8 protein-coding genes are annotated in these 8,145 nt (G+C 32.9%); 5 read left to right on the plus strand and 3 right to left on the minus strand.

Annotation, left to right across the window (positions count from 1 at the left end):
- Window positions 1-136 precede the first annotated feature (136 nt).
- The 3 genes from cysK to J6V67_RS07430 are packed head-to-tail and all read right to left on the minus strand — an operon-like array spanning window position 137 to window position 2,736.
- Entirely contained in the window at window positions 137-1,045 is a 909-nt protein-coding gene (cysK, locus tag J6V67_RS07420; RefSeq protein WP_291860918.1) for a cysteine synthase A, read from the minus strand.
- A gap of 9 nt (window positions 1,046-1,054) precedes the next feature.
- Window positions 1,055-1,468 carry an Rrf2 family transcriptional regulator gene (locus J6V67_RS07425; RefSeq protein WP_291860920.1) on the minus strand — a complete coding sequence of 138 codons (414 nt, stop codon included), beginning with the start codon at window positions 1,466-1,468 and terminating at the stop codon, window positions 1,055-1,057.
- On the minus strand, window positions 1,465-2,736 hold the full coding sequence (locus J6V67_RS07430) for an O-acetylhomoserine aminocarboxypropyltransferase/cysteine synthase family protein (RefSeq protein WP_291860922.1): 1,272 nt from the start codon (window positions 2,734-2,736) through the stop codon (window positions 1,465-1,467). The genes J6V67_RS07425 and J6V67_RS07430 overlap by 4 nt, the downstream gene beginning before the upstream one ends.
- A gap of 257 nt (window positions 2,737-2,993) precedes the next feature.
- Between J6V67_RS07430 and J6V67_RS07435 the strand changes: the two genes are divergently transcribed.
- From J6V67_RS07435 to J6V67_RS07455, 5 genes are all read left to right on the plus strand, one after another.
- Window positions 2,994-4,130 carry an N-acetyl sugar amidotransferase gene (locus J6V67_RS07435; RefSeq protein WP_291860925.1) on the plus strand — a complete coding sequence of 379 codons (1,137 nt, stop codon included), beginning with the start codon at window positions 2,994-2,996 and terminating at the stop codon, window positions 4,128-4,130.
- A 123-nt stretch (window positions 4,131-4,253) separates the two neighbouring features.
- Complete coding sequence (locus J6V67_RS07440; RefSeq protein ID WP_291860929.1) at window positions 4,254-5,480, plus strand: argininosuccinate synthase; 1,227 nt, start codon at window positions 4,254-4,256, stop codon at window positions 5,478-5,480.
- A 21-nt stretch (window positions 5,481-5,501) separates the two neighbouring features.
- Window positions 5,502-6,563, plus strand: coding sequence for a tyrosine-type recombinase/integrase (locus J6V67_RS07445; protein ID WP_291860932.1), 1,062 nt, complete (start codon window positions 5,502-5,504; stop codon window positions 6,561-6,563).
- Between the two features lie 9 nt (window positions 6,564-6,572).
- Complete coding sequence (locus tag J6V67_RS07450; protein WP_291860934.1) at window positions 6,573-7,760, plus strand: FtsW/RodA/SpoVE family cell cycle protein; 1,188 nt, start codon at window positions 6,573-6,575, stop codon at window positions 7,758-7,760.
- Window positions 7,757-8,145 (plus strand): glycosyltransferase (locus J6V67_RS07455; RefSeq protein WP_291860939.1); only part of this gene is annotated, 389 nt, incomplete at its 3' end. The genes J6V67_RS07450 and J6V67_RS07455, both read left to right, overlap by 4 nt.

Raw genomic sequence — 8,145 nt, forward strand, 5'->3', positions numbered from 1 at the left:
GTATTGAAGAGACATTAGCTAGGTATAAAAAGGATTTACAAAAATTAAATTCAGCCTACGATAGTGAAAAATTAGAAAATAGTAGTCTTAAAAAGTTATTTGCAGTTATATGATTTGGAGTGAAACCACTCCAAATTTACTCATAAAGTACAGTTGATAGATATCTCTCACCAGTATCGCATAGAATAGTAACGATTGTTTTACCTGGATTTTCTTTTGCTATTTGGCTAGCTGCGTAAATATTTGCTCCACTTGAAATACCTACTAGTAGGCCCTCATTTTGAGCTAGGGATTTAGCTGTGGCAATTGCATCTTCATTAGATACGGTAAAGAACTCATCTATAATATCTTTATTTAAATTCTTTGGTATAAAGTTTGCACCAATTCCTTGAATCATATGTGGACCAGCTTCACCTTTGCTTAAAAGTGGTGATTTGGCTGGTTCTACAGCAATGACCTTAATATTTGGATTTTTAGATTTTAATATTTCACCTACGCCGCTTACTGTCCCACCAGTGCCAAATCCAGCTATAAATATATCTACTTTTCCATCAGTATCATTCCAGATTTCAAGCGCTGTTGTTCTTTTATGCATATCTGGATTGGCCTGGTTGTCAAATTGGCTTGGAATAAAGCTATTTGGAATCTCTTTAGCAAGTCTTTGAGCTTCATCTACTGCGCCTTGCATGCCATATTTTGGATCGGTTAGTACTAATTGAGCGCCAAATGCTTTTAGTAGTTTTTGGCGCTCAATACTCATTGAACTTGGCATAGTTAAGATAATTTTTAGCCCACGTTCAGCTGCTATCATTGCTAATCCTACACCAGTGTTGCCACTTGTTGGTTCAATAATTGTAGTGTTTGTATCTATTTTATTAGTTGCAATTGCATTTTCTATCATATTTAGCGCAATTCTATCTTTGACAGAGTGGCTAGGATTTAGAAATTCGCATTTAGCTAAAATATTAGCTTCAGTGCCAAATTTATTTATCTTTATAAGCGGAGTGTTGCCGATTAATTCGCTTACACTATTTGCAATTTTCATATTTCTTCCTTAAATTACATAGTTTAGATATTTGCCAGCTTGTTCTGAATCAATTTTTATACTACTTAGCGGCTGGGTAAATAGCTCTTTTAGCTTTTTGTCATACTCATTAAAAAATACACCATATGGACTATCTCTTAATTCTGTGCTAACTAAATTAAATTCATTTTCCAAGCTATTAAATATATCAAAAAGAGTTATCTCATCTAATGCCTTGCTTAGATAATATCCTCCTTTTATCCCTTTTATACTACTTACTATACCATCTTTTCGTAGGTTATTTAATAGTTGTTCAAGATAATTTTTAGAGATATTTGTAACAAGTGAGATATCTTTTAGGGAGACAGGATTTGTCCTATCTCCTTTTGATATTTCAATAATTGCCATTAAGCCATATACACCTTTTGTGGTCAGTAGACTCATTTTAATGCTTCTTTTAAGTCATTGATTAGATCATCTGCATTTTCTAGACCAATACTTAGACGAATCAGTCCTGGACTAATGCCAGCAGCTGCTAGTTCGTCAGCTGGAAGTTGCTGATGGGTTGTGCTAGCTGGATGAGTAATTATAGATTTACTATCACCAATATTTACTACTACGCTAAAGATTTTAACACTATCAAGTATATTTTTAGCAGTTTCAAAGTCATCTACTTCAAAACTTAAAAGACCACTAGCTAACCCATCTGTGAAATTTGCTTTTACATAATTATTTAGTTTTGAACTTTTTAATCCTGGGTAGTTTACAGATTTTACCTTAGGATGTGATTCTAAAAATTCAGCTACTTTTAAAGCATTTTTAGAATGTTCTTTAACTCTGATGCTTAGAGTTTCTAATCCTTGTATTAACTGCCAAGCATTAAATGCTGATAGTGTAGCACCAATATCTCTTAGTAGGCTTAGACGAATTCTAAGAGTATATATATCAAATGCACCGGCTAAGTCAGCATAAACTAGGCCATGATAACTCTCATCAGCTGTATTAAAGTGATCATATCTTTTATTGCCTACTAGTTTTTTATTTAGTTGCTCGCCAGCTACGATTGCGCCAGCTACACTAAGACCTTGACCGCTGATATATTTGCTAGCGCTGTGAACTACTACGTCTACACCTTTTTTTATAGGGTTAAATAAAATTGCAGTTGCAACTGTGTTATCAGCTACTGTGACAACTCCATGTTTGTCAGCTATTTGAACTATTTTCTCTACATTTGCGATTGCAATTTGTGGGTTTGATAGAGTTTCAAAAAATATCGCTTTTGTATTATCATCTATTAACTCTTCTAGATCCTCTACACTCTCAGAGTCAAAAATTTTAGCTGTAATGCCAAATCTTTTAATAGTATGAGTAAGAAGTGTTGTAGCTCCACCATAAATTTTTTTAGCCACTATAATATTATCACCAGCTTGAGCTAAATTTGCAATAGCAAAAAATATCGCAGCTTGACCGCTTGAAGTACTAATTCCAGCTTTTCCGCCCTCAAGTGCTGCTATACGAGATTCAAATACATCAAGGGTTGGATTAGTAAGGCGTGAATAGATAGGTCCAAGCTCTTTTAATGTAAATCTGTTTGCTGCAGTCTGTGCATTACCAAAATCATAGGCTGTACTTTGATAGATAGGCACTGCCATAGCTCCTGTGCCAACTTTTGTATCATATCCATAATGCGTTGCTAAAGTTTCCTTTTGCATTTTATCTCCTTTTAATTGATTTATGAGCGAATTGTAACATAAAATTTGAGTAATGTCAAGTAAATAAATAAAAAATATATATATTTATAAATTTATACTATTTAATATCGGTAAAAACGATATTTAAAAAATATAGTATATTAATATATTTATTTTACATATATTGATTATCTAGCCTTATTAGATTGGTTTTATTTTTTTTTTTTTTTATTTTATGTATAATACCGCTCAAAATATTTTAGAAAGTAGGGGATTTAATGAAATTTTGCACAAAATGCGTAATGCCAGAGACTAAACCAAATTTGCATTTTGACCAAGATGGAGTCTGTGATGCTTGTAGATCTCAAGAGAATAAAAATATAGATATTGATTGGAGTAGCAGAAAGGCTGAGTTTTTAGAGCTTATTAAAAAATATAAAAAACATCCAATATATGATTGTGTTATTGGAGTAAGCGGTGGTAAGGACTCTACATTTCAGGTATTAACTATGTTAAATTTAGGACTTAATCCGCTTTGTGTATGTTTTGAACCTACAATTCCAACCAAGATAGGACGTAAGAATTTAGAAAATTTAAACAATATAGGCGTAGATATAATCCATATCAAAAGAGATCCAATAGTATATAAAAAACTTGCAAAAGAGGCTTTTAAAAGAACTGGAGATAACGAGTGGCAAAATCATCTTGGAATATTTACTTGCGTGCCAAGAATCGCTGTAAATTTTGGAATTCCATTAATTATTTGGGGTGAGAGTCCTCAGCTTGAATATGGCGGTCCAGCTTCATCAAAAGATAATAATATCTTAGATAAAAATTGGCTTGATAAATTTGGTGGGCTTTTAGGAAATAGTATAGATGATATGATAGGAGTTGATGGGCTTGATGAAAAAGATATATATTTTTATACATATTCAAGTGATGAAGAGCTAAAACGAGTAAATGTTACTGGACTATTTTTAGGCTATTATTTTAAGTGGGATTATAAAGAAAATTTGAGAATTTCTCAAGAAAATGGTTTTAGGTGTGCTGATAGGCCAGTGGAGACTACATATGAAAATTTTGAAAATTTAGATTGTTATTCTAACCATCTTCATGATTATTTGAAATATTGCAAATATGGCTTTGGAAGAGCTACTGATAATGCTTGTACTGATATTAGACTAGGATATATAAGCAGAGACGAGGGTGTAAGACTAGTGCATAAATACGATGGTAAACCGCCTAAAAAGGCTATTAAAAAATATCTTGAGTATAGTGGGTTTAGTGCTGATGAGTTTTGGGAAATTGTAGATTCATTTACTAATAAAGATATATTTAAATGTGATGAAAATGGCAAATTCTTACATGATATAGATGGCTCACTTATTCGTAAAGAAAATACTATACTAAAATAAGATACAAAATTAGGGTTATTTTTAACCCTAAATAATTCAAATTCAATTAAAACTATATAAACAAAATATCAAATCTTAAGCATATTTTGGCTAAAATAGGCCATTTTATTTAAGGGAGTAAGTATGAAGGCAAAAGATGTTAAAAAGGTAGTTCTAGCCTATAGCGGTGGACTTGATACAAGTATAATTTTAAAATGGTTACAAGATGAATATAATTGCGAAGTTGTTACATTTACTGCTGATATCGGTCAAGGTGAAGAGGTAGAACCAGCTCGCGCAAAGGCTATTAGCCTTGGAATTAAGCCTGAGAATATCTTTATTGAGGATCTTAGAGAAGAGTTTGTGCGTGATTTTGTCTTTCCTATGTTTAGGGCAAATGCTATATATGAGGGCGAATATCTGCTAGGCACATCTATTGCTAGGCCGCTAATTGCAAAAAGATTAGTTGAAATTGCAAATAAAACAGTTTCTGATTGTATTAGTCACTGTGCAACTGGCAAGGGCAATGACCAGGTTCGATTTGAAATTGGTGCGTATGCATTAAATCCAAATATCAAGGTAATTGCTCCATGGAGAGAGTGGGATTTAGATAGTCGTGAAAAACTTCTAGCTTACGCTGCAAAACATGGTATAGATATTAGTAAGAAAAAAGGTAAATCGCCATACTCAATGGATGCAAATTTACTTCATATCTCATATGAAGGTTTAGTATTAGAAGATCCAAATAACGCTCCAGAAGATGATATGTGGAGATGGTCAGTAAGTCCTAAAGATGCTCCAAATGAGAGTGAAATAATAGAAATTACATATAAAAATGGTGACCCAGTAGCGCTAAATGGCAAAGAGTTAAAAGCCCATGAGATGCTAGAAGAGTTAAATCGTTTAGGTGCTAAGCATGGTATTGGTAGGCTTGATATAGTAGAAAATCGTTATGTAGGTATGAAAAGCCGTGGTTGCTATGAGACTCCAGGCGGTACAATTATGCTAAAAGCACATAGGGCTATTGAGAGCATAACTTTAGATAGAGAAGCTGCTCACTTAAAAGATGAATTAATGCCAAGATATGCAAAATTAATATATAATGGCTATTGGTTCTCTCCAGAAAGAAAGATGCTTCAAGCTGCAATCGATGAAAGTCAAAAAAATGTAAATGGCACAGTAAGAGTAGAGTTATACAAAGGCAATGTAATGGTAATTGGCAGAGATAGTAAAAGCGATAATCTATTCAATGAAGCGTATTGTACATTTGAAGAAGATAGTGTATACGATCAAAAAGATGCAAATGGCTTTATTAAATTAAATGCTCTTCGCTTTATCATTGCTGGTAAAAATGGTAGAAAAATTAACTAATAGATTTGAGTCTGCTAAGCTATGAAGTATAAATTAGATTGTAAAGATAATTTTCAAAGTTCTATGCTTTTTTGGCTTGGTAGGTTTGTAAAGTATAAGTTAAATTCTCTATCAAATAAAGAATTAAAAGATCCTAAAGCCTTAGCTAGTATCAATTTAGCTCTATCAAAGGATATAAATAATATTGATGAGCTTGATATTTTAGCAAAGGCTGCTAGAAATGCAGGATTAACAGGGATAAATACATATTTTAACCCGCTGAAAAAAATTTACGAAACACTATGTTATTATGAATTAGAAAGTATTACACAGATTGATGAGGATTTAATCAGTGAGGTGTTAGCTAGTTGTACTGGCTCACTAAGCGATGCAAGCAAGAAAAACTATAGAATAGCAGCTATAAATTTCTTTGGCTATTTAAGTAAGCAAAATGAAGAAGATGGAAAATCTCATATATTTGATATTGAGCTTAAAAATTGGGGTGGAATTAGAGGGCGTAAAGGTGAGAAACTACCTGAATTTATGGGCGAAGATGAAGTAAAGAGATTTATAACTGCTATTGATACTGCTGAATTTAAAAGTAATAGCAATAGAAATAAATTAATTATCAAAATTATAATTTTTACTGGAATTCGTGTTAGCGAAGCGATAAATTTAAAACGCAAAGATATTAGTCAAGAGGGTGATTTATATATAATTAGAATCCGTGGTAAGGGAAATAAATACCGAGTTGTAATGGTAAAAAGTCATTTGATAGATGAGCACTTAAATGCTATGGAGATAAATTATATAAATCAAGATGGGTATATTTTTGTTAATCGAAATGGTGAGCGCCTTACTCAAGCTTATATTAGCCGAATTGTAGAGCAGATTTTATTTCAAGCTGGAATTCGTAAAGGTAAAAATGGCGCACATATGCTTAGGCATACCTTTGCTACGATGCTTTATAAGAAGCAAAAAGATTTAGTTTTAGTCCAAGAGGCCTTAGGTCACGCTAGTTTAGATACCTCTAGGATTTACACTCACTTTGATAGTGATAAGCTCAAGCTGGCTGCAAAAGTTGCTGAAGAGTTAAATGATTAGGAGAGCTAAATGTATGAGGTAGATTCTAGGCTATTTTATGCTTGTATTGTGCTGATTGCTATTGGAATGATATTTTCGCTCTCATTGCCAGCTTTTACTGTACTTTATTATGATTATTCTAGTTATCACTTTTTCCTTAGACAATTTGTGGTTGGATTTGTGGGGATTTTTATTATGTGGAAGCTCTCACAAATAGACCCAGATAAGCGTTGTATTGGTTCGCTTACAACATTTGAAGTAATTGGTTTTACGCTATTTTTTGGTTCATTTTTAGCAATGATTGTGATGCAGTTTTTACCCGCATCGCTTGTACCAGTTACTGGTGGGGCAAAGCGTTGGATACGGCTTGGTCCAATTTCTCTCTCTCCGGTTGAATTTTTTAAAATCGGTTTTGTGTTTTTTTTAGCATGGAGTTTTACACGCAAACTAGATCACAATAAAAAGCGTTTAAAAGACGAATTTGTCTTACTTTTTCCATATTTTATTTTATTTGCTATTGCGGTATTTTTGATTGCAATTTTACAAAAAGATTTAGGTCAGGTGGTTGTATTAGCGCTTACATTAATAATATTAGCTACATTTGCAGGAACAAGTAAGAGATTTTTTGGTCTTTTTGGCGTAGCTGGAATAGTTTTGGTATTTTTTGCTATTATTACTCAAGAGCATAGAATTAGGCGTTTTCAGTCATGGTGGGTTACTAATCAAGACTTTTTCTTATCATTTTTTCCAGCTAGTATGGCTAATATATTACGAGTTAGTGGAGCAGAGGAGCCTTATCAGATTGGTCACTCGTTAAATTCGATTTATCATGGTGGATTTTTTGGCGTTGGACTAGGAAATGGTACATTTAAGCTTGGATTTTTAAGTGAGGTTCACACAGATTTTGTACTTGCTGGAATTGCTGAAGAGCTTGGGTTTATTGGTATTTTTTGTATTACTTTGATGATGATTTATGTAATTTTTAGAATACTTAAGATCTCTTCAAGAAACAAAAATAGAGTATATCATCTATTTGGGCTAGGTGTTGGTACGATTATTACTATGGCATTTTTGATTAATTCATATGGTATTACATCAATTACACCAATTAAAGGGATTGCTGTTCCGTTTTTAAGTTATGGCGGTAGCTCTATTTTAGCACTTTGTGTAGGAATTGGAATGGTACTTATGATTAGTAAAAAGGCAGATTTATCATGATTGCTATAACTGGTGGTGGAACTGGCGGGCATTTAGCTATTGCTAGAGCGCTTGGACGTGAGCTAAATTTGCGTGGCCTTAAAGCTATTTTCATTGGTTCAAGTAGCGGGCAAGATAGAATGTGGTTTGAAGATTCAGATATATTTGAAGCTTGCTATTTTTTAGATAGTAGCGGTGTAGTAAATAAACGTGGATTTGGCAAGGTAGTATCTTTAGTTAATATTTTAAATTTAGCATTTAAATGTAAGCATATTTTTGATACTCATGGCATTAAAATGATAATTAGCGTAGGCGGATATAGTGCAGCACCTGCGGCTATTGGAGCGATTATATATAATAAAAGACTATATATTCACGAGCAAAATGCAATAATTGGTAGATTAAA

This window comes from Campylobacter sp. (assembly GCF_017646085.1).
GTDB lineage: Bacteria > Campylobacterota > Campylobacteria > Campylobacterales > Campylobacteraceae > Campylobacter.

Bases quoted from the DNA above. Each gene is read 5' to 3' on its own strand.
- cysK (WP_291860918.1), bottom strand. From the start codon at position 1,045: ATGAAAATTGCAAATAGTGTAAGCGAATTAATCGGCAACACTCCGCTT.
- J6V67_RS07425 (WP_291860920.1), bottom strand. From the start codon at position 1,468: ATGAGTCTACTGACCACAAAAGGTGTATATGGCTTAATGGCAATTATT.
- J6V67_RS07430 (WP_291860922.1), bottom strand. From the start codon at position 2,736: ATGCAAAAGGAAACTTTAGCAACGCATTATGGATATGATACAAAAGTT.
- J6V67_RS07435 (WP_291860925.1), top strand. From the start codon at position 2,994: ATGAAATTTTGCACAAAATGCGTAATGCCAGAGACTAAACCAAATTTG.
- J6V67_RS07440 (WP_291860929.1), top strand. From the start codon at position 4,254: ATGAAGGCAAAAGATGTTAAAAAGGTAGTTCTAGCCTATAGCGGTGGA.
- J6V67_RS07445 (WP_291860932.1), top strand. From the start codon at position 5,502: ATGAAGTATAAATTAGATTGTAAAGATAATTTTCAAAGTTCTATGCTT.
- J6V67_RS07450 (WP_291860934.1), top strand. From the start codon at position 6,573: ATGTATGAGGTAGATTCTAGGCTATTTTATGCTTGTATTGTGCTGATT.